The organism is Brachymonas denitrificans (assembly GCF_907163135.1).
Taxonomy (GTDB): Bacteria; Pseudomonadota; Gammaproteobacteria; order Burkholderiales; family Burkholderiaceae_C; genus Brachymonas; species Brachymonas denitrificans_A.
Window position 1 is genome coordinate 217,027 of record NZ_CAJQUA010000001.1, and the last position, 24,106, is coordinate 241,132.

21 protein-coding genes are annotated in these 24,106 nt (G+C 64.5%); 13 read left to right on the top strand and 8 right to left on the bottom strand.

The window, feature by feature from the left end; genetic code table 11:
* Nucleotides 1–44 precede the first annotated feature (44 nt).
* The 7 genes from KKQ75_RS00995 to KKQ75_RS01025 all read left to right on the top strand — a co-directional run bounded on the left by KKQ75_RS00995 (nt 45) and on the right by KKQ75_RS01025 (nt 7,620).
* Complete coding sequence (locus KKQ75_RS00995) at nt 45–998, top strand: EI24 domain-containing protein (protein WP_213358993.1); 954 nt, start codon at nt 45–47, stop codon at nt 996–998.
* 35 nt (nt 999–1,033) lie between these two features.
* The gene (locus KKQ75_RS01000) at nt 1,034–1,867 is read left to right on the top strand and encodes a competence/damage-inducible protein A (protein WP_250131100.1); all 834 of its coding nucleotides are present in this window, start codon (nt 1,034–1,036) and stop codon (nt 1,865–1,867) included.
* Between the two features lie 382 nt (nt 1,868–2,249).
* Complete coding sequence (gene glnA / locus KKQ75_RS01005; protein WP_213358995.1) at nt 2,250–3,665, top strand: type I glutamate--ammonia ligase; 1,416 nt, start codon at nt 2,250–2,252, stop codon at nt 3,663–3,665.
* A gap of 166 nt (nt 3,666–3,831) precedes the next feature.
* Nucleotides 3,832–4,389 carry a hypothetical protein gene (locus tag KKQ75_RS01010; protein WP_250130957.1) on the top strand — a complete coding sequence of 186 codons (558 nt, stop codon included), beginning with the start codon at nt 3,832–3,834 and terminating at the stop codon, nt 4,387–4,389.
* 33 nt (nt 4,390–4,422) lie between these two features.
* The gene (glnL, locus tag KKQ75_RS01015; RefSeq protein WP_213359003.1) at nt 4,423–5,517 is read left to right on the top strand and encodes a nitrogen regulation protein NR(II); all 1,095 of its coding nucleotides are present in this window, start codon (nt 4,423–4,425) and stop codon (nt 5,515–5,517) included.
* Between the two features lie 74 nt (nt 5,518–5,591).
* Nucleotides 5,592–7,085, top strand: a complete 1,494-nt coding sequence (gene ntrC, locus KKQ75_RS01020) for a nitrogen regulation protein NR(I) (RefSeq protein WP_284069723.1) — start codon at nt 5,592–5,594, stop codon at nt 7,083–7,085.
* A 13-nt stretch (nt 7,086–7,098) separates the two neighbouring features.
* On the top strand, nt 7,099–7,620 hold the full coding sequence (locus KKQ75_RS01025) for a DUF421 domain-containing protein (RefSeq protein ID WP_213359005.1): 522 nt from the start codon (nt 7,099–7,101) through the stop codon (nt 7,618–7,620).
* A gap of 89 nt (nt 7,621–7,709) precedes the next feature.
* Here KKQ75_RS01025 and crcB read toward each other — a convergent pair whose 3' ends face one another.
* Complete coding sequence (gene crcB / locus KKQ75_RS01030; RefSeq protein WP_213362615.1) at nt 7,710–8,105, bottom strand: fluoride efflux transporter CrcB; 396 nt, start codon at nt 8,103–8,105, stop codon at nt 7,710–7,712.
* A gap of 329 nt (nt 8,106–8,434) precedes the next feature.
* Here crcB and KKQ75_RS01035 point away from each other — a divergent pair, with 329 nt between their 5' ends.
* Genes KKQ75_RS01035 through KKQ75_RS01045 form a run of 3 tightly spaced genes read left to right on the top strand, consistent with a single transcriptional unit; the run spans nt 8,435 to nt 13,996 of the window.
* Nucleotides 8,435–10,894, top strand: a complete 2,460-nt coding sequence (locus KKQ75_RS01035; protein ID WP_250130958.1) for a type I secretion system permease/ATPase — start codon at nt 8,435–8,437, stop codon at nt 10,892–10,894.
* 2 nt (nt 10,895–10,896) lie between these two features.
* Nucleotides 10,897–12,159 carry an HlyD family type I secretion periplasmic adaptor subunit gene (locus KKQ75_RS01040; protein WP_213359007.1) on the top strand — a complete coding sequence of 421 codons (1,263 nt, stop codon included), beginning with the start codon at nt 10,897–10,899 and terminating at the stop codon, nt 12,157–12,159.
* A gap of 52 nt (nt 12,160–12,211) precedes the next feature.
* Nucleotides 12,212–13,996 (top strand): TolC family protein, encoded by a 1,785-nt coding sequence (locus tag KKQ75_RS01045; protein ID WP_213359014.1) that lies wholly within the window; start codon nt 12,212–12,214, stop codon nt 13,994–13,996.
* Nucleotides 13,997–14,000: 4 nt separating this feature from the next.
* On the opposite strand, the gene KKQ75_RS01050 is transcribed toward KKQ75_RS01045, so the two are convergent.
* Entirely contained in the window at nt 14,001–14,558 is a 558-nt protein-coding gene (locus KKQ75_RS01050) for a HugZ family protein (protein ID WP_213359016.1), read from the bottom strand.
* A gap of 97 nt (nt 14,559–14,655) precedes the next feature.
* Between KKQ75_RS01050 and phaR the strand changes: the two genes are divergently transcribed.
* Both phaR and rimO read left to right on the top strand, forming a co-directional pair.
* Entirely contained in the window at nt 14,656–15,249 is a 594-nt protein-coding gene (gene phaR, locus KKQ75_RS01055; protein ID WP_213359025.1) for a polyhydroxyalkanoate synthesis repressor PhaR, read from the top strand.
* Nucleotides 15,250–15,438: 189 nt separating this feature from the next.
* On the top strand, nt 15,439–16,848 hold the full coding sequence (rimO, locus tag KKQ75_RS01060) for a 30S ribosomal protein S12 methylthiotransferase RimO (RefSeq protein ID WP_213359028.1): 1,410 nt from the start codon (nt 15,439–15,441) through the stop codon (nt 16,846–16,848).
* A gap of 79 nt (nt 16,849–16,927) precedes the next feature.
* Here the strand turns inward: rimO and KKQ75_RS01065 are convergent, their stop codons facing one another.
* From KKQ75_RS01065 to KKQ75_RS01090, 6 genes are all read right to left on the bottom strand, one after another.
* Nucleotides 16,928–19,207: an FUSC family protein gene (locus KKQ75_RS01065; protein WP_213359037.1), complete on the bottom strand. Its 2,280-nt coding sequence runs from the start codon at nt 19,205–19,207 to the stop codon at nt 16,928–16,930.
* 112 nt (nt 19,208–19,319) lie between these two features.
* Nucleotides 19,320–19,916: a response regulator transcription factor gene (locus KKQ75_RS01070; RefSeq protein WP_213359047.1), complete on the bottom strand. Its 597-nt coding sequence runs from the start codon at nt 19,914–19,916 to the stop codon at nt 19,320–19,322.
* Between the two features lie 166 nt (nt 19,917–20,082).
* Nucleotides 20,083–20,751, bottom strand: coding sequence for a site-2 protease family protein (locus KKQ75_RS01075; protein ID WP_213359050.1), 669 nt, complete (start codon nt 20,749–20,751; stop codon nt 20,083–20,085).
* A gap of 111 nt (nt 20,752–20,862) precedes the next feature.
* Nucleotides 20,863–21,498, bottom strand: coding sequence for an L-threonylcarbamoyladenylate synthase (locus tag KKQ75_RS01080; RefSeq protein WP_213359057.1), 636 nt, complete (start codon nt 21,496–21,498; stop codon nt 20,863–20,865).
* Between the two features lie 51 nt (nt 21,499–21,549).
* Nucleotides 21,550–22,449, bottom strand: coding sequence for a 3',5'-nucleoside bisphosphate phosphatase (locus KKQ75_RS01085; protein ID WP_213359060.1), 900 nt, complete (start codon nt 22,447–22,449; stop codon nt 21,550–21,552).
* Nucleotides 22,450–22,492: 43 nt separating this feature from the next.
* Nucleotides 22,493–23,422 carry a polyprenyl synthetase family protein gene (locus tag KKQ75_RS01090; protein ID WP_213362616.1) on the bottom strand — a complete coding sequence of 310 codons (930 nt, stop codon included), beginning with the start codon at nt 23,420–23,422 and terminating at the stop codon, nt 22,493–22,495.
* A gap of 357 nt (nt 23,423–23,779) precedes the next feature.
* On the opposite strand from KKQ75_RS01090, the gene rplU reads away from it, so the two are divergent.
* Nucleotides 23,780–24,091: a 50S ribosomal protein L21 gene (gene rplU, locus KKQ75_RS01095; protein WP_091815956.1), complete on the top strand. Its 312-nt coding sequence runs from the start codon at nt 23,780–23,782 to the stop codon at nt 24,089–24,091.
* Nucleotides 24,092–24,106 lie beyond the last annotated feature (15 nt).

Here is a 24,106-nt window from a genome sequence, read left to right on the forward strand (position 1 = left end):
CCGGCTGCCGCGCACTGTCACACTGACTTGCTACACTGCATGCCATGAAAATCATGCTGGATGCCTTCTGGCGCGCGGTGGCCTACTGCCTGCATCCGCGCGTTATCCTGCTCTCCCTGCTGCCGCTGCTGCTGATGGTGCTGGCGGGCCTGGCCTTTGCCCAGTGGGGCTGGTGGCCGGTGGTGGATGCGGTGCGTCTTTGGCTGGATGGCACGGCGGTACAGACCGTGATCGACCAGGGCTTCGACTGGCTGGGCGTGCCGCAATTCAAGTCGGTGGTGCCGGCGCTGGTGGTGGTGGTGCTGGTGACGCCGCTGATCGTGATCCTCTCGCTGCTGGCGGTGGCCACATTGATGACGCCGGCGCTGGTGAAGATGGTGGGGGCACGCCGCTTTCCCGATCTCGAGCGTCGCCACGGAGCCGGCTTTTTCGGCAGCCTGGGCTGGTCGCTCGGCCACACGCTGCTGGCGCTGATGCTGCTGATGGTGAGCATTCCACTCTGGTTTCTTCCTCCCCTGATGCTGGTGGTGCCGCCGCTGATCTGGGGCTGGCTGACCTATCGCGTGATGAGTTTCGACGCCTGGGCCGAGCACGCCAGCAGGCAGGAGCGCCGTGCCCTGATGCAGCGCCATCGACTGGAACTGCTGACCATGGGCATCGTCACCGGCCTGCTGGGCGCTGCGCCGAGCGTGGTGTGGGCTTCGGCGGCGGTGTTCATTGCCGCTTTCGTGGTGCTGATTCCGGCGGCAATCTGGATTTATGCGCTGGTGTTTGCCTTCTCTTCGCTCTGGTTCAGCCACTTCTGCCTGCAGGCCCTGCAGCAGTTGCGGCAGGAGCAGGAATCCGGCTACCGCGGCTCGACTGGCGTGCAGACCACGCTGGATGTACAGGCACGCGAAGTCGGGCGTGCGTCCGCCACCGGCGCCGGAGAGTCCGCGGCCCTGCCGCCTGCTGCCGTGCCAGGCCCTACTGACACTGCCAACAGGGAGGTTTCGTGAATTCCCCGACCCCGCTTGATCCGTCCGGCATCGTGCTGCCGTCCCCGCCCCCGCATGTCACGCTGCCACGCTTCGGTCTGCTGCTGGTGGGTGATGAACTGCTGTCCGGCCGCCGCTCCGACCAGCATCTGCCCAAGACCATCGAGTTGCTGGCCGCGCGCGGGCTGACGCTGTCCTATGTGCACATGGTGGGGGATGCGCGGGCCGATATCGCTGCGCAGTTGCGCCAGGTGCTGGCGAGTGGTGACGTGGTGTTCTCCTGTGGCGGCATTGGCGCCACACCCGATGACCAGACGCGCCAGGCCGCAGCCGAAGCGCTGGGGGTGCCACTGGTCCTGCAGCCGCAGGCGAAAGTGCTGATCGACCAGCGTTTTGCCGAGCTGGCGGAGCAAAAGGGCATCTCTTTCGAGCCCGAAAGCGCAGACCACCAGCAGCGCCTGCAGATGGGGGTATTTCCGCAGGGGGCGCAGATCGTGCCCAATCCCTACAACCGGATTCCGGGCTTTTCGGTCGGGCATGTGCATTTCTTCCCCGGCTTTCCTGCCATGGCCTGGCCCATGATGGAGTGGGTGCTCGATACCTATTACGCGTTCTGGTTCGACCAGCGTGCCTGGGCCGAAAATGCGGTGGTGGTCAAGAACGCCTCGGAAGCCATGCTGACGCCGATGATGGAAGCGCTGGAGGCGCGTTATCCCGGCATCAGGGTGTTCAGCCTGCCCACGCTGCAGCACCCCGTGCATGGTCCCCATATCGATCTGGGGGTGAAAGGCGATCCGGCACAGGTGACGCAGGCCTTTGCCGAAATGATGGCGGGCTTGCGCAGCCTGGGTTGCGAACTCGGGCCGGTGCAGCATCCCGCAGCGCTGTAGGCACGGCTGGCGCCGGCATGGGGCAGCGTCCGACAAACTGTGCACCGATTGGGTGCATCTCCTTGGTTGCGCAAATGCACCAATTTGGTGCGATGTCCTCCATTCGACCGAAGCACGCGGCGGTTGCCCGCAATGCCGCCCGCGGCGCTCCGGGAAATTTTCTCGCGCCAGCGGCATTTCGCCCGGCCAAAGCATGCTCCGAAGGTGCACAATCACAGGCGAAACCTTTCTGTCACAGGAGCCGGGCTCGGTGGACAGGCACTGTTTCTGTTGGTCTTGAAAGTTGGCACGCTTCCTGCTTGTATTGCTGTCAGACCCGGGAAGGTCGCCTGTATGCCAGACCGGATGACAACCTATACGTAACCTCTTGAGGAGAAACAGCATGGCAAAGAACGTCGCTGATGTGATGAAAATGGTCGAAGAAAACGAAGTCAAGTTCGTCGACTTCCGTTTCACCGATACGCGTGGCAAGGAACAGCACGTGACCGTGCCGATCTCCCACTTTGACGAAGAAAAATTCAACGAGGGCCATGCCTTCGACGGTTCTTCCGTGGCCGGCTGGAAAGGCATCGAGGCGTCGGACATGCTGCTGATGCCCGATCCCAACACCGCCAACATCGACCCCTTCTTCGAAGAAACCACGCTGATTCTGAGCTGCGACGTGCTGGAACCGGGTGACGGCAAGGCCTATGACCGCGATCCGCGTTCCATCGCCAAGCGCGCCGAAGCCTACCTGAAGGCCTCCGGCCTGGGCGACACCGCCTACTTCGGTCCCGAACCCGAGTTCTTCATTTTCGACAACGTGCGCTGGAGCACCGAGCCGGGCAACACGTTCTACACCATCGACGAATACGAAGCGCCCTGGAACAGCGGCCGCCAGTTCGATGGTGGCAACAAGGGCCACCGTCCCACCACCAAGGGGGGCTACTTCCCCGTGCCCCCGGTCGACAGCACGCAGGACATGCGCGCCGAAATGGTGCTGATCCTCGAATCGCTGGGCATCCCGGTCGAGGTGTTCCACCACGAAGTGGCCGGTGCTGGCCAGAACGAGATCGGCACCAAGTTCAGCACGCTGGTGGAGCGCGCCGACTGGACGCAGCTGCAGAAGTACGTGATCTGGAACGTGGCCAACGCCTATGGCAAGACCGCCACCTTCATGCCCAAGCCCTACCACGGTGACAACGGCTCCGGCATGCACGTGCACCAGTCCGTGTGGAAGGACGGCAAGAACCTGTTCGCCGGCAACGGCTATGCCGGCCTCTCCGATTTCGCCCTGTACTACATCGGCGGCATCATCAAGCACGCCCGTGCCCTGAACGCCATCACCAACCCCGGCACCAACAGCTACAAGCGCCTGGTGCCGCACTTCGAGGCGCCGGTGAAGCTGGCCTATTCCAGCCGCAACCGTTCCGCTTCCATCCGCATCCCGCACGTGGCCAGCGACAAGGCACGCCGCGTCGAGGCCCGCTTCCCGGATCCGCTGATGAACCCCTACCTGGGCTTTGCGGCCCTGCTGATGGCCGGTCTGGACGGCGTGGAGAACAAGATCCATCCGGGCGAAGCCGCCACCAAGGACCTGTACCACCTGCCGCCGGAAGAGGACAAGCTGATCCCGACCGTGTGCCACAGCCTGGACCAGGCGCTGGAAGAGCTGGACAAGGACCGTGCCTTCCTGACCAAGGGCGGCGTGTTCTCCGACAGCATGCTCGATGCCTACATCGACCTGAAGATGACCGAAGTGAACCGTGTGCGCATCCAGGTGAACCCGGTGGAATTCGACATGTACTATTCGCTGTGATGCAGTGATGACCCCAGGAAAAGGCGGCTTCGGCCGCTTTTTTCATGGCGGGGGCGTTACCATGTCTTCACGAAATTTTCATCGAGTTGCGATATAGTATTTTGGTTTTAGTGAATGTTGCTGCTCCGCCTTGCATGGGCGGGCAGGGATGATGATGTTCTGTGCCATGGTCCGCCTGCGTTTTTTCCACCTGTTGTCGTCTGCTGCTTCTGCTGCCGTGTTTCTCCTGGCGGGCATGGTGGCTGCGTCTGCACAGGCTTCGGGCAGCGTCTATCGCTGCGGCAATGAATACACCAACCAGCCCAGCAGCATCCAGCGTGGCGGCTGTGTGCTGGTAACGGGCGGTGCGGTGACGGTGGTGCGCAATGCCGGCCGCGGAGGCGGGCAGCCGGTGGCAGTCGCCAGGGCCGCAGCGCCGCGTCGGCCGGCTGCCAATGTACAGGCAGTGAGCCTGCCGGCCTCGCGTCATGTGGTGGCCAGTTCGGTGCAGCGCGCCCGTGATGGCGGTGCGCGCAGCATCCTGCAGGCCGAGCTGAACAAGGCCATGCAGCGCCTGGGCGAGTTGCGCCGCGAATACAACAATGGCGAGCCGGAGCGTCTGGGCAGCGAGGCGAAAAACTACCAGAAATACCTCGACCGCGTGTCCGGCCTGCGTGCCGGCATCCAGCGGGCGGAGAGCGATATTGCCGGCCTGCAGCGCGAACTGGGCCGAGCGGGCAGTTGATCCGAGATCGTCGTGCGCTAGCATGGCAGCATCATGAGCCCCTCCGAATCGCCCACTGCTGCAGCGCCTACGCACCCTGACTCCGCGTTTGCGGCCTTCGACCGGCTGGCCACGCTGATTGCCGTAGTCGGTCAGGATGCGCGCATCCGCTTTGCAAACACGGCACTGGAAAACGCCTGGGGCCTGTCGCGCCAGCTGCTGCACGGCCTGGCGCTGGATCGCAGCATGGCTGATCCGGCCGCGTTTGCGCGGGCGGTGCGCGATGCGGGCAGCGGCGCCTTTTCTGCATTGCGCTATGACAGCCAGTTGCTGCGCCCGGGACAGGAGCCCTTGCCCGTGCATGTGGTGGTGGAACAAGGGGAGCAGCCGGACCAGGTGGTGATCGAGATGCTGCCGCTGGACACGCAGGCACGCCACGAACGGGAAGACCGTCTGCTGGCAGAGGCGCAGGCGCACAAGGAGCTGGTGCGCAACCTCGCGCACGAGATCAAGAATCCGCTCGGCGGGCTGCGCGGGGCCGCGCAGCTGCTCGAAATGGAGCTGGAGGATGCGGCGCTCAAGGAGTACACGCAGGTGATCGTGCGCGAAGCCGACCGCCTGCAGGCGCTGGTGGACCGCATGCTGGCGCCGCATCGCAGCGCCCCCAAGCGCGAGTCGGTGAATATCCACGAGATCTGCGAGCATGTGCAGCGGCTGGTGCTGGCGGAGTTTCCGTCCGGGCTGACGGTGGTGCGCGACTATGACGCGTCGATTCCGGAGTTTCAGGGAGACCGCGAGCGATTGATCCAGGCAGTGCTGAACATCGTGCGCAATGCCGCACAGGCGCTGCGGCCGCAGATGCAGGAGGGCACGGCCTGCATTACCCTGCGCACGCGGGTGGTGCGACAGATCACGCTGGGCAGGCAGCGGCACAAACTGGCACTGGAATTGCTTGTGATCGATAACGGTCCGGGCATCGCGCCCGGGCTGCTGGAACAGGTGTTCTATCCGCTGGTAACCGGCAAGGCCGAGGGGACCGGTTTGGGGCTGACCCTGGCCCAGTCGTTCGTGCAGCAGCACCATGGCCTGATTGAATGCGAAAGTGCGCCGGGACACACCGTGTTCCGCGTGACGATTCCTCTGGTCTGATCGCGCTGGTGCACGGGTGGTCGCTAGCATGCACCAAAAAGGTGCATACTGGCATTCCCAACAAGGTGCACGCCATGAAATCAGTCTGGATTGTTGACGACGACGCTTCCATCCGCTTCGTGCTGGAGCGGGCGCTGCAGCGCGCGCAGCTGCCTTCCACCGCTTTCGAGAGTCCGAGCCAGGTGCTGGCGGCGCTGGAAGACCCGGCCACCCATGGCGTGCCGGAGGTGCTGGTGAGCGACATCCGCATGCCGGATGCAGCCGGACTATCGGGGCTGGATCTGCTGGCGCGGGTGCATGCGGCATATCCGCAGTTGCCGGTGATCGTGATGACGGCGTTTTCCGATCTGGACAGTGCGGTGTCGGCGTTCCAGGGCGGGGCCTACGAGTATCTGCCCAAGCCGTTCGATGTGCAGCGCGCGGTGGAACTGGTGCGGCGTGCGGTGGAGCAGAGAAGGGGGGCTGCGGAGCCCGAGCGCTCCGGTGAGCAGCCCGAGCTGGCGCAGGAAATGCTGGGGCAGGCGCCGGCGATGCAGGAAGTATTTCGCGCCATCGGCCGGCTGGCGCACAGTGCGGCGACGGTGCTGATCACGGGGGAAAGCGGTACCGGCAAGGAACTGGTGGCGCGCGCCCTGCACCGCCATTCGCCACGGGCAGACGGGCCGTTCGTGGCCATCAATACGGCGGCCATTCCCAGGGACTTGCTCGAGAGCGAGCTGTTTGGCCATGAGCGTGGCGCGTTTACCGGGGCGCAGGCGCAGCGGCGCGGGCGCTTCGAGCAGGCGGAGGGTGGCACGCTGTTCCTGGACGAGATCGGCGACATGCCGTTCGAACTGCAGACGCGGCTGTTGCGGGTGCTGAGCGACGGGCAGTTTTTCCGTGTGGGCGGGCAGCAGGCGGTGAAGGCGCGGGTGCGCATCATTGCGGCCACGCACCAGGATCTGGAGGAACGGGTGCGCGAGGGCGTGTTCCGCGAGGATTTGTTCCACCGCCTGAATGTGATCCGGCTGCGGCTGCCGGCGCTGCGCGAGCGGCGCGAGGATATCGGCATGCTGGCGCGGCATTTTCTGCAGCGCAGCGCGCAGCAGCTGGGCATGGAGCCGAAGCGGCTGGGCGTGGAGGCGGGGCGCCAACTGGCGGCGTTCGACTTTCCGGGGAACGTGCGGCAGCTGGAGAATATCTGCCACTGGCTGACGGTGATGGCGCCTTCGCAGGTGGTGGAGGTGGCGGATTTGCCGGAGGAGGTGCGCGAGGCCGTGCGGGAGGTGGCGGGTGCGGCAGCCGGGGGCTCCGAGGAGACCTTGGCTGATGAAGTGCTCGTCCAGAGTGTTGGGGAAGGCGGGCTGGACATTGCTCCCCCCTGGCAGGAGGGCCTGCGCCAGCATGCGCTGGAGTTGCTGATGACGGGCCATGGCGGCGTGTGGGACACGCTGATGGCGGAGTGCGAGCGGGCGCTGATTCTGGCGGCGATGGAGTGGACCGGGCAGCGCCGCATCGAGGCGGCGCAGCGCCTGGGCATCGGGCGCAACACCATCAGCCGCAAGATGAACGAGCTGGGTCTGGACTGAGCAGGAGGCCGGGATGTTTGAACTATCTGTACCGTGGTGGGAACTGGTGCTGCGGGTCACCGTGGTGTATGCCTTCCTGATCCTCTTGTTGCGGGTGACGGGCAAGCGGCAGATCGGGCAGTTGTCGCCAATGGATTTGGTGCTGTTGCTGGTGTTGTCCAATGCAGTGCAGAACGCGATGAATGCGGGGGACAACTCCCTGGTGGGCGGCTTGATCTCCGCGGTGGTGCTGGTGTTGCTGAACTGGCTGCTGAACTTTGCCACCTTCCGCAACAAGCGGCTGGCCACCCTGGTGGAAGGGCGGGCACAGTTGCTGATCCACAACGGCGTGGTATATGAAGAGGTGCTGGAAGCGGTGCAGATCACGCGGCATGAACTGAATGCTGCCTTGCGCGGAGGCGGCTATCTGTCGGTGGAGGATGTGCATACGGCGGTGCTGGAGACGAATGGCACCATCAGCTTTACGCCGCGGATTGGGGGCGGGCAGGGCGACGGCAACGGCGGTACGAGTCGTTCTGCTTCTGCGGCGAATTGATTGCGCACAGGCAATGGTGGCGTGCGCAGCCATTGCGACCTACCGGCTTCCAGGCTGCCACGACGCGGGACGCGCTTTGATAAACAAGCTCAGCGGCCGAGCTTCAGCCATCCGGCGGTGGCCAGTCCCAGCAAGGTCATCACCAATGATCCACCCAGGTGCAGGGTGATGGCGCCCGCTGCCATCATGGTTCTGCCTTGCTGCAATAGTGCAACCACTTCGGCCGAAAAGGTGGAAAAGGTCGTCAACCCCCCCAGAAAACCGGTGATGACCAGCAGGCGCCACGCAACTGGCAATTCGGGGTATTGCGCAAACCAGGCGATGGCCAGCCCGACCAGGTAGCCGCCTACGAGGTTGGCAAGCAAGGTACCTAGGGGAATGGCAGGGAACAGAGTATTGAGTCCCAAGCCCAGCAGCCAGCGCAGGATGGCTCCGATGGAGGCGCCCAGGCTGATCGCGAGGAGTGACTGAAGGAGGGCAGGCATAGGCGGAGGGGTGTCGATGATTGAATTGTAGGGAGGTGTACAGCCTCGAGGATGGGGAGCTTGCCAAACCTCAAGCGCGGAAAACTTCACGCAATTGTTAAGCATCATTAAGCTTTGGGGTGCGACGAAAGAAGAACCGCCTCGACAATGCCCAAGGTTTTTCACGGTTTGAGCAATTTGAGTCAGGATAGGCAGTCCCCAGGTGAAAGTTTTTCGGACGTTCATGCGGCTCGCTCGGACGGCCTTGTCAACCTTGTCGGGCCTTGTCGACCTTACACCGTACAATGCAACGAAGCCATTACAGTTGTTGGCAAAGGTATAGAAACGGCATGTCCTCTTCGCAACCCTCCACGCTGATCGACGGTATCGCCCTGCTCACCCGCCTGCAGGGCGACCCGCTTTCCGCCAACGCCCTCTCCGCGCAAACTCTGCGCAACGCCGAGGGCCGCCCCGACCTGCAAAGCCTGCGCGAGGTCCTGCTCAGCCACGGCTACGACAACCAGCTCAGCCAGCGCCCGCTCGACCAGGTCCCGGCACTGGCCGTCCCCGTCCTCCTGCTCACGCAGGACGGCGGCGCCGTCGTCGCCACCGACATCAGCGGCCACGGCGCAGACCGTCGCTACACCCTCATGCGCGAAGACGGCGGCACCGACCTGGTCGGCCAGGCCGAAATGGCCGAGCGTTACCTGGGCTACTGCTGGTTCGTCAAGCGCAAGCCCGAGCAGGACAACCGCTCCGAGTTGCCCGAATACACCATGGGCAAGGCCTGGTTCTGGAAAGTCATCTGGCGCTTCAAGTCCTACTACATGCAGGTGGTGCTGGCCACCGTGCTGGTCAACTTCCTGGCGCTGGTCGGTTCGCTCTACGTGATGAACGTGTACGACCGCGTCATCCCCAACAGCGCCTACGAAACCCTCTGGGTGCTCAGCATCGGGGTGCTGGTGGCCAACCTGTTCGAGTTCATCGCGCGCAACATTCGCGCCCGCCTGACCGACATCGCCGGCAAGAAGGCCGACCTGATCATCAGCTCGGCCCTGTTCCGCCGCGTCATGGCGATCGACCTGTCGCAAAAGCCGGTCTCCTCCGGCTCCTACGCCAACAACCTGCGCGATTTCGAGTCCGTGCGCGATTTCATGACCAGCGCCAGCCTGCTGGCCCTGGTCGATCTGCCGTTCGTGCTGCTGTTCGTGTTCGTCATGTTCCTGATCGCCGGCCCGCTCGCCATCGTGCCGCTGCTCACCATCCCCATCGTGGCGCTGGCCGGCCTGGCGGTGCAGAAGCCGCTGGCCGAATCCATCAACGCCTCCATGCGCGAAGGCTCGCAGCGCCAGGGTCTGGCGGTCGAGGCCATCGAGGGCATCGAGACCCTCAAGGCCAACAACGCCACCAACTGGGCACAGCAGCGCTGGGAACGCTTTACCGCCTCCACCGCAGCAGCCGGCCTGCGCCAGAAAGACCTCTCCAATCTGGTGATGAACTTCGCCATGCTGGTGCAGCAGGCCAATACCGTATTCCTGGTGGTCTACGGCACCTACCTGATCCACCACGACAACCCCGCCAGCCGCATCACCATGGGCGCGCTCATTGCCTGCGTGATCCTGTCCGGCCGTGCGCTCTCGCCGCTGTCGCAGGTAGCCAGCCTGATGATCCGTTTCCAGCAGGCGCGCACCGCGCTGCAGGGCCTCAACAGCGTGGTCGACCGCAAGACCGAGCGTGACCCCAACCGCAGCTACATCAGCCCCACCCACATCGAGGGCAAGCTCGCCTTCGACAACGTCAACTACCACTATGGCGAGAAAGGCCCGCTGGTGTGCAAGGAGATGCGCTTCACCATCCAGCCCGGCGAGCGCGTCGGCGTACTGGGACGCATCGGCAGCGGCAAGTCCACCATGCTGCGTCTGGCCGCCGGCCTGTACGAGCCGCAGCAGGGCAACGTGCTGCTCGACGGCATGGACATGCGCCAGCTCGACCCGAGCGACCTGCGCTCGCACGTCAGCCTGCTCGGCCAGCACCCGCGCCTGTTCCTGGGCACGCTGCGCGAAAACCTCGAAATGGGCCGCATGGACCGCCTCAGCACCGACGAGGAACTGATCGCCGCACTGCGCCGCTTCGGTCTGGACCGCATCATCCAGGCCCATCCGCAGGGCCTGAACATGCCGCTGGGTGAAGACGGCGCAGGCCTCTCCGGCGGCCAGCGCCAGCTGGTCGGCCTGTCGCGCCTGACGCTGCGCGACCCGCGCATCGTGCTGCTCGACGAGCCCACCAGCGGCCTCGACCAGATGACCGAAATGCACGCCCTGCGTGCCATGGCCGACTGGGCGCGCGAGGGCAAGCGCACCCTGGTGGTGGTTACGCATCGCCCGCAGGTGCTCAACATCGTCGACCGCATCCTGGTCGTGGAGGGCGGGCAGATCGTCATGGACGGCCCGCGCGATGCCGTGCTGCAGCGCCTGGCCGCCAACGAGCGTGCGGCGCATCAGGCCCAGGCGGGGCATGTTGCCGTTGCTCCAGGCGCGCCTGCAGCCCCGGGTGCAGGCTCCGTCGCCGCCGGCACCGCTCCGGCTGCCGCTCCCGGTCAGCCCGCGCAGGCCCGTCCCGCTGCTGTCGTCCAGCCGGCCACCACGCGTGTCGTCGTGCGACCCCAGGCAGCACCCGCAGGCGAGCCCCAGCAACAAGGCCTCCGCACCCAGGTCGTGCGCGTAGCCAATCCGCAACAATCAGGCCAGGTTGACCTGCAGGTGGAAGCAACACCCGCTACCATCGCGCCAACGAAGGACGCAGGAAAGTAAGCATGTTCGGCAAGAAATCAACACGGGAGTCTGCATCTTCCCGCCCCGCAGGGGAGGCGGTCGACAAGCGCGACCTGCCCCTGCTCAATGACCTGCAGGCAGCCATGCAGCACGAGCGCCACCGCGGCATGTTCTGGACGGTGGGTCTGCTGGCAGCGTTTCTGCTCACCTTCCTGGTCTGGGCCTACTTCAGCAACGTCGAGGAAGTCGCACGCGGTCAGGGCAGTGTGATCCCCAGCAGCAAGGAACAGATCATCCAGAGCCTGGATCCCGGCGTGCTGGCCGAAATGCTGGTGCGTGAAGGCCAGGTCGTCGAAAAGGACCAAGTGCTGCTGCGCCTGGATGACACCCGCAGCACCGCCATCTTCAAGGAAGCGGAGAACAAGGTCCAGGCCCTGGAAGCCACGGCTTCCCGCCTGCGCTCCGAGGCTTATGGCGTCCCGCTGCAGTTCAAACCCGACCTGAGCCCCGAGCTGGTACAGCGCGAAACTGCTGCCTACTATTCGCGCCTGCGCGCCATGCAGCAAAGCGTGCGCGGCCTGCAGCAGAGCAAGGCGCTGCTCGACCGCGAAATCGCCATCACCGCCCCCATGGCCGGCAAGGGCGTGGTATCGGAGGTGGAGCTGCTGCGCATGCGCCGCCAGGCCAGCGAACTCTCGCTGCAAATCACCGAGCGCCGCAACAAGTTCCGCGCCGACGCCAATACCGAGCTGGTCAAGGTCGAAGCCGAACTGGCGCAAAGCACCGAGAACATGGCGGCGCGTGCCGACCCGATGAAGCGCGCTTCCATCAAGGCTCCGCTGCGCGGCATCGTCAAGAACATCAAGATCAACACCGTGGGTGGCGTGATCAGTGCCGGCCAGGACATCATGGAAATCGTGCCGCTGGAAGGGCCGCTGCTGGTCGAGGCCTATATCCGTCCGCAGGACGTGGCCTTCATCCGCCCGGAGGCGCCCGCCGTGGTCAAGCTCACCGCCTACGATTACGCCATCTACGGCGGCCTGGACGGCAAGGTCACCCACATCAGCCCCGACACGCTGCAGGACAACCGCCGTCCGAGCGAACTCAAGCTCAATCCGGACGAATCCTACTATCGCGTCATCGTGCGTACCGACAACAATACGCTCAAGGACAAGAACGGCAAGGACATGCCCATCATCCCGGGCATGATCGCCAGCGTCGATATCAAGACCGGCGAAAAAACCGTATTCCAGTATCTCATCAAGCCCATCACGCGCCTGAAGCAGGCCCTGCGTGAGCGCTGACCAGAAAACACGATTGCAGGGAGGAGCGGGCACTGCCCGCCATAATCACAGCATGGCGCAACAGAAACATCCACCCCATTCCTCCGCGCGACCCGGCGCCCGGCGCACCGCGGCGGTCCTGCTGGGCCTGGCGGGCCTGTTGCCGGCACCGTTTGCGCTGGCCCCTGTGCATGCGGCCAGCCTGGCTGCCCTGATCCACGAGTCGGCCCAGGAAGACCCGAGCGTGCTCGAGGCGCGCGCCCGCCAGGAGCAGGCCACCATGCAGACGCAGGTCTCTCGCAGCGGCCACTGGCCGGTGCTGGGCGTGCAGGCACAGCAGGAGTTCGACCAGAAGTACAAGGATCTGACCAATCCGGATCCGGTTGCGCTGACCGGCAAGCTCAACCTGTTCTCTGCCGGCGCCATTTCCTCGCGCGTGGAGCGCGACAAGTTCCGCGAGGAGTTCTACGGCAACAAGACCCTGGAAGCGCAGGAGAACCTCGCCATCAATATGGCGCAGCTCTACCTGAGCGCGTTGCGCCATGCCGAACTGCTGCAGACCGAGCAGCAGAACCTGCAGCGCCATGACAAGATCATCGGCGACCTCAACACCATCGTGCGCCATGACCCGGGCCGCAATTACGAGCTGGTGCAGGCACAGTCGCGCGCCCTGCAGGTGCGCATGCGCATGGTGCAATACGAGAAGGCGATGCGCCTGGCTCTGAGCAAGCTGGCGCGCTACACCACGCAGAAGGTTACCCTGGCCGACCCGTTCAACGGGACCGAATGGCGCAAGCATTACCAGGGCGGCAAGGACACGGCGTCGCATCCCAGCGTGCAGGCGCAGATGAACGAGATGAAGGCCACGCGTTCCGAACTGGACAACCTGCGCCGTTCGCGCTGGCCCAGCGTCGATCTGGTGGTGGCGGCAGGCAAGGAGCATCGCAGCACGCGCGTGGTGCTGAACTGGAACTTCCTCGATCGTGGCGCCTTCTACAGCCAGCAGGGCGCCGCCAAGCAACTGGCGGCCGCCGAAAGCCGCGTGCAGTTGCTCGAACGCGAAATCAGCGAGCGCAGCCAGACCGCGCAAGCGGATATGGCGCAAAGCCAGCTGCAGGCCGCGGCGGCCCAGGCGCAGATCGGCGCCTCCCGCCAGGTCGTTGATCTGTATGAAATGCAGTTCCGCATCGCCCGCCGCAGCCTGCTCGACGTGCTCAACGCCTATGCCGAACTGGCCAACGTCGAAGTCTCCAAGGTGACGGCAGACAACGACTACCGCACTGCCGTAGCCAGCTACCTCGATGCCAATGCGGCCCTGGTGGACTGGGCCCGCCAGGCGGCCATCGGACAGGTGCCGCAGCAGCGCACCACCCGGTCGCTGGCCCCGGAAAAGCCGGCTCCCGCCATGGCGGTTCCGGTCACCGAGCCGGTGCCTGAGCCGCAGACCTCCGCAGAGGCACCCGTGGGCAGCGCGCCCATGCAGGAGGCGGTTCCCACGCCCGAGCCAGTAGCAGCTCCTGCCGCACCCGTGGTCACGGAGCAGACAGCCGCGTCCCAGCCGCTGGTAGCACCCGAAGCTGCGCCGGCTCCGGTGGTCACTCACGCCGAAGAGGTGCCCGCCCCGGCGGTCCCGGCTCCGACCTACCAGGAATCAGCCGACATGCAGATCGGCGTTTCGGCCTTTGCTCCTGCGCCGCGCGCAGACAAGGAAGACGCCCCGCGCGCTGTCTCGGCCAACGAACTGGCCGAACAGCAGGCCGCCGACGCTGCCGCCAGCGAACAGACAGCGCCGACCGGCGAGTTCAAGCCGATCCTGACGACGCAACCCCTAAGCGCCGAGTTCCGCGACACCCCCTGAGCGCTCAATCCGTAGGAGGCAGCCCGTCCCGCGCCTCCTGCGCACTGTCACGCTTGCGGCTGGCCAGCAGCAATGCAGCCTGGATCTGTTCGGCATCCAGCGCAAACGCCTTGCCGAATCCCGCATTGAAACTCGCCCGCACCGGCCGCAAGCGCCAGAACGCAAAATCCGCGAAATCGACATACAGCGCCGCCTTCGGTTGCCAGGCCACGAAGCGTTCCCGGAGGGCAGGGCGCTCGGCATCTCCCACCCGCTCGGCCAGGCAATCCATGCTCAGCCGGGCATAGGCCAGGGGATCGCCGCTCCCCGGCTCTCCCACCAGCAGGCAGCAGCGCCCGTCAGCCTCCAGCGCGCCAAAGTGCGCCGACAGCTGCGAAATCAGGATCAGCGGCACGCCCTCCGCATCCCGCCCCAGCGCCACCCGGCTCAACCCGGGCCAGCCACTGCCGGGCTGCAGCACTGCCAGATAACCATGGCGGGCCGGCCCAAGCACGCCGGCAGCAAGGGCCAGTGCGGCTTCATCGACCGGATTGAGCAGGTCTTCACGCGAACGGGTATTCATAGGGTTTGCTGGTGCATGTGATGTGCCGCGAAAAGTGCATAATCGATACCATATGCGCCGGCCGCGGAGCGCCGATGCAGTACAAGGAATCCAGTATATGGCGACGTCCAGAACGGTCAAGCAGTCAGACATTCCCGCAGACGCAGCAGCACCGGCCCCCGAGGCCGCCGAAGACAAGGTGCGCGTCATCAAGAAATACCCCAACCGGCGCCTGTACGACACCGCCAGCTCCAGCTATGTGACGCTGGCCGAGGTCAAGGCCCTCGTCATGGCGGTCGAGCCCTTCGTGGTGCGCGACGCCAAGACCAACGAGGACCTCACCCGCAGCATCCTGCTGCAGATCATCCTCGAGGAAGAGGCCGGCGGCAGCCCCATCTTCACCGAGCAGGTGCTCTCCAACATCATCCGCTACTACGGCCACACCTGGCAGGGTTTCTTCGGCGCCAACCTCGAAAGCAGCATCCAGGCCTTCGCCGACATGCAGAAGAAGGTGATGGAAATGACGCCCGGCCTCAACCCGGAAGCCTGGCCCAAGATGATGCAGATGCCCGGCCAGAAGATGGTGCAGGAGATGATGAACAACTACACCGAGCAGGGCAAGCACATGATGCAGCAGATGCAGGAGCAGCTGCAGCACCAGTACCAGGCCAATCTGCAGCAGTGGCTGTCGGCGTTCCAGCCAAAGCGTTGACGCCTCGTCTACGCGGCAGGCAGACAGTCCATTGATTGTTTTCAGCTGCCTGGCGCCGGTGTCCGGTAAGCTGCAAGGGAAGGGCGCTGGCCTGCAGCATGGGAAGACCGTTGCAGCAGATGCACGCTGCAATGCGGGCGGGCGCTGCCGGCAAACCCCGATCCCGTCGAAACTGCGACAATAGCGGCCATGACTGAAACCGCCGCCATTGCCCCCGCTTCCGCCACCCAGCAGCCACCGAAAATCGGCTTCGTCAGCCTGGGCTGCCCCAAGGCGTTGACCGATTCCGAACTGATCCTGACCCAGCTCTCCGCCGAGGGCTACACCACGTCCAAAACCTTCGCCGGCGCCGATCTGGTGATCGTCAACACCTGCGGCTTCATCGACGATGCCGTCAAGGAAAGCCTGGACACCATTGGCGAGGCGCTGGCCGACAACGGCAAGGTCATCGTCACCGGCTGCCTGGGTGCGCGCGCCGGGCATGAGAGCGACAACCTGGTCAGGGAAATCCATCCCAGCGTGCTCGCCGTCACCGGCCCGCACGCCACGCAGGAAGTGATGGATGCCGTGCACACTCACTGCCCCAAGCCCCACGATCCCTTCCTCGATCTGGTGCCCGGCGGTTTCGGCGTGGCCGGCCTCAAGCTCACTCCCAGGCACTATGCCTACCTGAAAATCAGCGAGGGCTGCAACCACCGCTGCACCTTCTGCATCATCCCGTCCATGCGCGGCGATCTGGTCAGCCGTCCGATCGGCGATGTGCTGAAGGAGGCGCAAGCCCTGTTCGAAGGCGGCGTCAAGGAACTGCTGGTCGTCAGCCAGGACACCTCTGCCTACGGCGTGGACGTCAAATACCGCACCGGCTTCTGGGACGGCAAGCCGATCAAAACGCGCACCTTCGAGCTGGTGCAGGCCTTGGGCGAACTGGCCAAGCAGCACGGCGCCTGGGTGCGCCTGCACTACGTCTATCCCTATCCCAGTGTGGATGAACTCATCCCGCTGATGGCCGAAGGCCTGGTGCTGCCCTACCTGGACGTGCCGTTCCAGCACAGCCACCCCGATGTGCTCAGGCGCATGAAGCGTCCTGCCAGCGGCGAGCGCAACCTGGAGCGCCTGCAGCGCTGGCGTGAACTGTGCCCGCAGCTGGTGATCCGCAGCACCTTCATCGCCGGCTTCCCCGGCGAGACGGAAGAAGAATTCCAGCACCTGCTCGACTTCGTGCAGGAAGCGCAGATCGACCGCGCCGGCTGCTTTGCCTACTCGCCGGTCGAGGGTGCCACTGCCAACGAACTGCCCGGTGCGCTGTCGGACGAGGTGCGTGAAGAGCGCCGCGCCCGTTTCATGGCCGTGGCCGAGCAGGTCTCCGTCAACAAGCTGCGCCAGCGCATTGGCAGCACCATGCAGGTGCTGGTCGACAGCGCGCCCAACCAGGGCAAGAAGGGCGCCATCGGCCGCAGCTACGCCGATGCCCCCGAAATCGACGGCCTGGTCAGGCTGCTGCCGCCGCAGAAGATCAGCAAGACCCTGAAAGTCGGCACCTTCACGCAGGCCCGTATCGTCGACACCGACGGCCACGATCTGGTGGCGCTTCCGGTCTGAACGAGGCGCTTGCGCAAAGGCAAATGCCTCGTTGACACGGACACCGGCCCAGGAGCGTCCGGATGGCTCCCCGAGACGCTTATTCCGGCGCCAGCACCCCCTTCACCCGGCGGCTCTGCTCCACCAGATCCGCCGCATCCTCGCGCAATGCACGGATGCGGTTTTCCAGCACGTTGTGCACCTCGTGCGTGGGGTGGGGCAGGCGCTCCCCCTCACGCTGCGCGGCTTCCGGTACAGGCGCCACACCGTCCGTAGCGCCGGCGGCGCCCAGCACTTCGGGCAGCTCCAGCACCCGCACCGGTGCACAGCTTTCCTCCGACACGCACAGAATCGTGCGCGCCTCCTCCACCAGTGCGTGGGTCAGCACCATCGATGCCTGCATCTGCTGCCGATAGTCCGCCTGCCGCTGCAGCCAGGGCTGGCGGCGCAGCAGCATGCGCAGCGCCGCCACATGCGAGGTCATCAGGTAGGTGCGCACCAGCAGCCGGTTGATCTCGCTGATGCCGCGCTGGCGCACGCGCGGCTCGTCGAGCATGCGCAGCAGGGCGGCGTTCACGCCGGCAATCTCGTTGAGAAACTGCTTGCGCGACAGCCGGTAGGCTTCATCCTGCGTCACGTCTCCCAGCAGCAGCGCATGGCTCTCGCGCAGATAGCGGCGCGCCCCGTCGAACAGGCGCTGCAGCAGCCCCGGCAGGGCCTGGCGCTCCCAGTTGGGGAACACATAGGCAAACACAGTCGCGATCAGCACCCCGAGCGCGGTATCCATCAGCCGCTCCATCACCAGACCGGGCCCGCCCTGGCTGGTCGTGAGGTGCAGCAGCACCAGCACCGTCAGCGTGGCGGCCGTGGCGGTATACACATAGCGCAGCTGCACAAAGGTGGATGACACCATCAGCGACAGATACAGCACCAGCAACAACGGCAGCGTACCCTGTACCAGCTGCAGCACCACCGCCGCCACGATGCAGCCCAGCACCGTTCCCAGCATCCGCTGGCGGCGCCGGTCGCGCGTCATGCTGTAGCTGGGTTTCATGATGATCACGATGGTCAGCATGATCCAGTAGGCATGCGCCTTGTAGGGCAGGGCCTGCACCAGCAGCAGCGCAGCCACCATCGCCAGGCTGATGCGCAGCGCATAGCGGAAAATCGGCGATTGCAGGTTCAGGTTGTGCTGCAGCAGCTTCCAGTCGATGCGCGGGCGCGACACGAACAGCGCCATGTCGATGGCCGGCAACCGCTCCGGCGAGCTGCGCGTGGCGGCATGCATCTGCCCGATGCGGGTGATGGTGTCCAGAATCTTGTAGTAGGTGGAGCGAAGCAGCAGGAACACATCGTCGGACACCGGCACGCTGTACTCTCCCTGCTCCATCAGGTGCAGCTCGAACGCAATCGCGCGCTGCTCGGCCACATAGGTCACCGGCGACTCCGACGGCAGCCCGCGCGTCACGGCAAAGGCCACGGCTTCCACATCGCGCGTGGCCTTGGCGATCAGGTCGCGCAGGAACAGCATGATGTCGCTCTGCCCGAAATGCTGGTGCAGCGCGCGGTAGTCGGTATGCGTGCTCAGCACTTGTTCGTACACGTCCAGCATGCCCAGGTGGATCTGGATCAGCCGCGCGTCCTGCGGCCCCTGCAGCGGCTGCAGCACCAGGTCGCGAGCGGCCTGCTGGCGATCGGCCAGAACCACCTGCTGCCGGATCAACCGGGTGAATTGCTGCTCGATGTCGGCATTGCGCTCGTAGAAGCCGCTCTTGATGTCGAAATAGCGCGCCAGCTCGAACAGGCATTCGGCCAGCACCTGCTGCTTCAGGCGATGGCGTTGCCACCAGGCCACACCCAGCGCATAGACGAAATAGCACAGCCCGCCCAGAAAGAAACTGGCACAGGTGGCCAGCGGGTCTGCCTTCTGCCCGATATGCTCCACCGACAGCGTCATCGCCAGCAGCATGGCAAACTGCACCGGCATGGCACGATTGCCGTACAGCAGCAAAAAGGCCGAGCCAAAGGTCAGCAGGACCATGCTCGCGGCCTGCAGGAGCGGCCATGGTGTGAGCATGCCTACCAGCAAGGCTGCCAGGGTGTTGAGCAGCAGCGAAACGCCCAGCTCGCGCCGCTTGTAGCGCAGGGGACCGAGCTGATCCACCAGTGCCAGAGCGGCCGCCCCGAAGGCTGCGGCCATGGCCCAGCCGGGCGGCAGCAGCGCCAGCGCCGCCAGCGCAATCAGCAGGATGCCGCTGCTGGTACGCAATCCGGTCGACAGATAGTGGCTGAACCAGAAAGTTCGCATGTCCAGCGCATACCGCATAGGCCCGGTCGTATCCGGTACCAGCAGGGAAAGAATGCGGTCGCGCAGCAGCATGGGTGGAAAACTCCTGTAATGGCGAGCCCAAAGAAAGAGGCAGCAGTCCCGGGTGGGATCTGCTGCCTGTGGATTGTGGCACGGGCTGCATGCAGCCCGCGCACGTGAGGTATCAACCCTTGATCAGACCATTCAGGCGTGCCGTGTGGATGGCCTGGGTGCGGCTCTTCACGCCCAGGCGGCGGAACAGACGCCACAGGTGCACTTTCACCGTGTGTTCGCTGATGCCCAGACGATCGGCAATGTCGCGGTTGCTCAAGCCCTGCTCCAGTGCCACCAGCAGCTGCGACTGGCGCTTCGACAGCTTGCTGTTGGCAAGCTCGGCCTCTTCACCCTCTGCCTCCGGCAGCATCAGGGAGCGCAGCGCGGAGAACAGGGCGGGCGTGGGCGTCTGCTTGGACAGGTAGCCATCGGCCCCGGCTTCCAGGCACAGCGGCTCGTTCTCTTCACCGCTCTGGTCGGAAATGGCGACCAGTTGCGATTCGGGGTAGGCGCGCTTGACTTCGCGGATGCCGGAGTGGCCCAGCGTATCGCTCAGCGTGAGGTCGAGGAAAACGGTGGCCGGCTGGCCATGCGACTTGACGGCCTGGGGCAGGTCGCCAATGCGGTCGAGCTCCACGACTTCTTCGCCCGGCTTGAGCCGGCGCAGCAGGTTGGCAAAGGCTTCTCGGTAGAGGGGGTGATCTTCAATCAGGTATACAGCAGACATGGTTTGTTTAGATGAAATGGCCGCAAATTCGGTTGCGATGGCCTGTAAATGTTTAACGTGGCCAAATCATAGAGTACAAAGGCTGGCATCTGCTTGGATGATTATTCAAACACCCTGCCAAAAATGTGAAAAGAATCAACTTTTGGCTTGAAATTTTAAAATTATGTTAAGAAAACAGCAATTTCAGCGGTGTGAGCAGCAGTTCGAGCAAACCATAGGTTGCATTCATCAGGGGGCGCATCCACAGCGAGCTGACCACGCCGCTCACCACCAGCGCCATCACGATGAAGAAGCCGTAGGGCTCCACGCGCGCGAGCGCATTGGCCGCCTCGCGCGGCAGCAGGCCGGTCAGCACCCGGCCACCGTCCAGGGGCGGCAACGGAAACAGGTTGAATACGAACATCACGATGTTCACCAGCACGCCGCCCTTGCACATCTGCAGGAAGAAGGGCTCATGCAGGCCCAGGCCCAGCAGCACATAGAGCAGGGCGCCCCAGAACAGCGCCTGGATCAGGTTGGAGGCGGGCCCGGCCAGGGCGACCCAGATCATGTCGCGCTTGGGGTGGCGCAGCCGGTCGAAGCGCACCGGCACCGGCTTGGCATAGCCGAACAGGAAGGCACCCGAAGTGGCCACATAGAGGAACAGCGGCATCAGGATGGTGCCGACGGGGTCGATGTGCTTGAGCGGATTGAGCGTGACGCGTCCCAGCATCCAGGCCGTGTTGTCGCCATAGTGGCGTGCCACGTAGCCATGCGCAGCCTCATGCACGGTGATGGCGAACAGCACCGGAATGGCGTAGATCGCGATGGTCTGGATGATGTTGGCGATGTCCATGTGGGCTTTCGTTGAAAGTTTGCAACAGTATGGAGCCTGCTCCCTGCTGTTTCCGGGCGCAAATGATGCCTTCGTATCAAAAAAATTTCAAAGATGGCGGTTCAGAGAGTACTACAGTCCGAGCAGCGAAGCTTCGCCGGCGCCCTGGCGCACCAGCTCCGGCGCATCGCCCTTGCCCATGGGAGTCAGGTCGACCACGGTGGTGGGCAGGTGCGGACAGGCGCCACTGTCGATCACGCCGGCCACCTGCTTGTCCAGCAGGTCGGCCACTTCCGACACATCATGCAGCGGCTCGTCGCTGTCTGGCAGGAACAGCGTGGTGCTCAGCAGCGGACCATCGTGTTGCTCCAGCAGGGCCTGCAGCACCGCATGCTGCGGCACGCGCAGGCCGATGGTCTTGCGCGAGGGGTGGCTCAGGCGGCGCGGCACTTCCTTGGAGGCTTCGAGAATGAAGGTGAACGGCCCCGGCGTGCCGAGTTTGAGCATGCGGAACTGGCGGTTGTCCACGCGCGCGTAGCTCGACAGTTCGCTCAGGTCGCGGCAGATCAGCGTCAGCAGATGCTTGTCGTCCATCTGGCGGATCTGGCGCAGGCGGTCGCTGGCCGCCTTGTCGTCGATGTGGCACACCAGCGCGTAGCTGGAATCGGTGGGTACCGCCAGCACTTCGCCGGCATCCAGCAGCGCGACGGCCTGCTTGATCATGCGCGGCTGGGGATTGAGGGGGTGGATGTCGAAAATCTGGGCCATGGACTGCTCGGCAGCGGGCCAGCGGGTGGCCCGCTTCACAACGGGAAGGAATCAGGTGGAAGAAAGGGTGGCGCTGGCGCCATCGGGCATGCGCACGCGATGCCCCAGGTGTTCCCAGACAGGAGTGAGTCCGGATGGCAGCGGCGGCAGCAGGCCCAGGTCGAGCCGGCTTTCGCCGGGCGAGTGAAAGTCACTGCCGCGCGAGGCGTACAGGCCGAAATCCAGCGCCATCCGGTGGTAGACCTCGACCTCTTCCGCGGTGTGGCTGCAGGTAACCACTTCCACCCCCTGGCCGCCCAACTGGCAGAAGCTGCTGAACAGCGCGTGCTCCTGTTGCGGCGTAAAGCCGTAGCGGGCCGGATGGGCAATGATGGCCATGCCGCCGGCATCGCGGATCCAGCCAACCGCCTGCTCCAGCGTGGCCCATCGGTGCGGCACGAAGCCAGGCTTGCCTTCGGTCAGGAAGCGGCGGAACACCTCGCCGATATCGGCGCAGGCGCCAATCTCGACCAGATAGCGCGCAAAGTGCGAGCGCGAGATCAGGTCCGGATTGCCGACATACCTGAGTGCGCCCTCGAAGGCGCCGGGAATGCCGACCTGCTCCAGCTGCCGGGCCATCTCACGCGCACGTTCCTCGCGGCCGCCGCGGGTGCGACGCAGGCCTTCGATCAGGGCAGGCTGGGTGTGGTCGATGCCGAGTCCGACGATATGTACCGTCTTGTCGGCCCAGGTCACGGAAATTTCCACACCGGCCAGGAAGGGCAGGCCAAGGGCCGCCGCTGCAGCAGCAGCGCGGTCAATGCCGCCGACTTCGTCATGGTCGGTCAGAGCCCACAGCTGCACGCCATTGGCGTGTGCGCGCTCTGCCAGCCATTCCGGAGTCTGCGTGCCGTCGGACACCACGGAATGGCAGTGCAGATCGGCGTTGAGCGAAGGGGAAAGGGTCAGCATGTTCACCGGTTCATTGTAGGGAGCGCCAAAACCCTTTTTGCCATCAGGTCTTGCGGGATTGCAGCTGTTCGGCCAGCTGGCGCAGCGCCTGGGTATGGGCGTTTTCGGGCATGCCGGCGGTTGCGGCGATGGCGCGCTGTGCCTCGGCCGCAGCGGCGCGGCGGGCGCCGTCAAGGGCTCCGGTATTGCGCACGATGGCCACCACGGCTTCGAGGGCGTCGACCGAGCCCTGCTCGATCGCATTGCGGATCACTGTGGCCTGCTCCGGCGTGCCTTCGCGCATGGCGATGATCAAGGGCAGCGTGGTCTTGCCTTCGCGCAGGTCGTCGCCCAGGTTCTTGCCCATGTCTTCCACCGTGCCTTCGTAATCCAGCACGTCGTCGATGATCTGGAATGCGGTACCCAGGGCCTGGCCATATTCGGCGCAGCGCTCCTCCTGGGCAGCATCGCAGCCGGCCAGTACGGCAGCGATACGGGTGCTGGCCTCGAACAGCTTGGCGGTCTTGGAGCGGATGACGTGGAGATAGTCCTCTTCGCTCAGCGAAGCGTCGTGCATGTTGATGAGTTGCAGCACTTCGCCTTCGGAGATGATGTTGGTGGCATTGGCCAGGATGTCCATCACGCGCATGCTCTGCGTTTCCACCATCATCTGGAACGAGCGCGAATAGAGGAAGTCACCCACCAGTACGCTGGCCGGATTGCCGAAGGTGGCGTTGGCAGTGGGACGGCCCCGGCGCAGGGTGGACTCGTCCACCACGTCGTCGTGGAGCAATGTGGCCGTGTGGATGAATTCGACCACTGCGGCCAGGCTGTAATGCTTGTCGCCCTTGTATTCGAGCGCCTCGGCCATCAGCAGCAGCAGGGCGGGGCGCAGTCGCTTGCCGCCGGCCGAGATGATGTATTGCGACACTTGTGCCACCAGCGGCACGCCCGTGGTCAGGCGGTCATGGATGACACGGTCCACCTGCTGCATGGCAGGCGCGATCAAGGCGAGGGCAGACGGGGGAGCGGAAGCAGACAAGATGGTTGTCCTGGACACGGAAAACGGAGGGCCGAACCAAAGCCTGGATGGAATATCCGGCCCGGTGTGTAAGCATTCATTATAGGGAGTGGCGGGGCCCGTCCCCGGGGAGCGGGGCGGGTCGGGCAATACTTTGCGGGTACTGTTGCGCAGTTGCCCGGGCCGGTCCCGGCCCGCCGCAGGAGCTTGACTGCCGCGGGGTTTGTGCCATCGAGCCAACGGAGCTTGCTCCGCTAGACAATTCATAGTAGAATCATTGGCTTGCTGGAAATCCGTCCGGCAAGATTTCAATGTATTGAGGTTTACACAATGTACGCAGTCATAAAAACCGGTGGCAAGCAGTATCGCGTTGCTGCTGGCGACAAGATCAAAGTAGAACAGATTGCTGCGGACGAAGGTAAAGAGATCACCATTGATCAGGTTCTGGCCGTCGGCAACGGCGACAGCCTGACTGTGGGTTCTCCCCTGGTTTCCGGCGCAACCGTGGTGGCCAAAGTGGTCGCCCATGGCAAACACGACAAGGTCCGCATCTTCAAGATGCGTCGCCGCAAGCACTATCAGAAGCGCCAGGGCCATCGCCAGCAGTTTACCGAGCTGGAAATTGCCTCCATCAACGCTTGATGCACCAAGGAGAGT

What these genes read in the sequence shown, in the direction of transcription:
- KKQ75_RS01075 (WP_213359050.1), bottom strand. Translation starts at nt 20,751, where the DNA reads ATGGACATCGCCAACATCATCCAGACCATCGCGATCTACGCCATTCCG.
- rimO (WP_213359028.1), top strand. Translation starts at nt 15,439, where the DNA reads ATGACTGAAACCGCCGCCATTGCCCCCGCTTCCGCCACCCAGCAGCCA.
- ntrC (WP_284069723.1), top strand. Translation starts at nt 5,592, where the DNA reads ATGAAATCAGTCTGGATTGTTGACGACGACGCTTCCATCCGCTTCGTG.
- KKQ75_RS01035 (WP_250130958.1), top strand. Translation starts at nt 8,435, where the DNA reads ATGTCCTCTTCGCAACCCTCCACGCTGATCGACGGTATCGCCCTGCTC.
- glnL (WP_213359003.1), top strand. Translation starts at nt 4,423, where the DNA reads ATGAGCCCCTCCGAATCGCCCACTGCTGCAGCGCCTACGCACCCTGAC.
- KKQ75_RS01090 (WP_213362616.1), bottom strand. Translation starts at nt 23,422, where the DNA reads ATGCAGCAGGTGGACCGTGTCATCCATGACCGCCTGACCACGGGCGTG.
- KKQ75_RS01010 (WP_250130957.1), top strand. Translation starts at nt 3,832, where the DNA reads ATGGTCCGCCTGCGTTTTTTCCACCTGTTGTCGTCTGCTGCTTCTGCT.
- glnA (WP_213358995.1), top strand. Translation starts at nt 2,250, where the DNA reads ATGGCAAAGAACGTCGCTGATGTGATGAAAATGGTCGAAGAAAACGAA.
- KKQ75_RS01040 (WP_213359007.1), top strand. Translation starts at nt 10,897, where the DNA reads ATGTTCGGCAAGAAATCAACACGGGAGTCTGCATCTTCCCGCCCCGCA.
- KKQ75_RS01085 (WP_213359060.1), bottom strand. Translation starts at nt 22,449, where the DNA reads ATGCTGACCCTTTCCCCTTCGCTCAACGCCGATCTGCACTGCCATTCC.
- phaR (WP_213359025.1), top strand. Translation starts at nt 14,656, where the DNA reads ATGGCGACGTCCAGAACGGTCAAGCAGTCAGACATTCCCGCAGACGCA.
- crcB (WP_213362615.1), bottom strand. Translation starts at nt 8,105, where the DNA reads ATGCCTGCCCTCCTTCAGTCACTCCTCGCGATCAGCCTGGGCGCCTCC.
- KKQ75_RS01065 (WP_213359037.1), bottom strand. Translation starts at nt 19,207, where the DNA reads ATGCTGCTGCGCGACCGCATTCTTTCCCTGCTGGTACCGGATACGACC.
- KKQ75_RS00995 (WP_213358993.1), top strand. Translation starts at nt 45, where the DNA reads ATGAAAATCATGCTGGATGCCTTCTGGCGCGCGGTGGCCTACTGCCTG.
- KKQ75_RS01045 (WP_213359014.1), top strand. Translation starts at nt 12,212, where the DNA reads ATGGCGCAACAGAAACATCCACCCCATTCCTCCGCGCGACCCGGCGCC.
- KKQ75_RS01070 (WP_213359047.1), bottom strand. Translation starts at nt 19,916, where the DNA reads ATGTCTGCTGTATACCTGATTGAAGATCACCCCCTCTACCGAGAAGCC.
- KKQ75_RS01025 (WP_213359005.1), top strand. Translation starts at nt 7,099, where the DNA reads ATGTTTGAACTATCTGTACCGTGGTGGGAACTGGTGCTGCGGGTCACC.
- rplU (WP_091815956.1), top strand. Translation starts at nt 23,780, where the DNA reads ATGTACGCAGTCATAAAAACCGGTGGCAAGCAGTATCGCGTTGCTGCT.
- KKQ75_RS01080 (WP_213359057.1), bottom strand. Translation starts at nt 21,498, where the DNA reads ATGGCCCAGATTTTCGACATCCACCCCCTCAATCCCCAGCCGCGCATG.
- KKQ75_RS01050 (WP_213359016.1), bottom strand. Translation starts at nt 14,558, where the DNA reads ATGAATACCCGTTCGCGTGAAGACCTGCTCAATCCGGTCGATGAAGCC.